This window comes from Bacillus cereus group sp. N14 (genome assembly GCF_016483555.1).
In the GTDB taxonomy this organism is placed as follows: domain Bacteria; phylum Bacillota; class Bacilli; order Bacillales; family Bacillaceae_G; genus Bacillus_A; species Bacillus_A wiedmannii.
Genome location: NZ_JAEHBQ010000133.1, coordinates 1 through 238 on the forward strand (window position 1 = coordinate 1; position 238 = coordinate 238).

A 238-nucleotide genomic window follows, 5' to 3' on the forward strand; every position below is an offset into this window, starting at 1 on the left:
GGTCGCGTGGGCTCGGAGAGGTGTATAAGAGACAACCTTGAATACCCTGAGGCCCGGTAGCGCCCGTGTTACCTTGAGGTCCAGTAGCACCGGTAGCGCCTGTGTTACCCTGAGGTCCAGTGGCACCAGTAGCGCCCGTGTTACCTTGAATAACGGGAGTAGACAAATCTCCCGATGCACCCGGTATAACTAGAGGAGCTCGCGGTGGGGGAGGGCGCGTTAAAAAAGAAGGGGCGGG

General features: G+C 58.8%; 1 pseudogene. It reads right to left on the reverse strand.

The window, feature by feature from the left end:
- Nucleotides 1-238 (reverse strand): annotated as a pseudogene (locus JDS82_RS30000) (hypothetical protein); the annotation flags it as partial.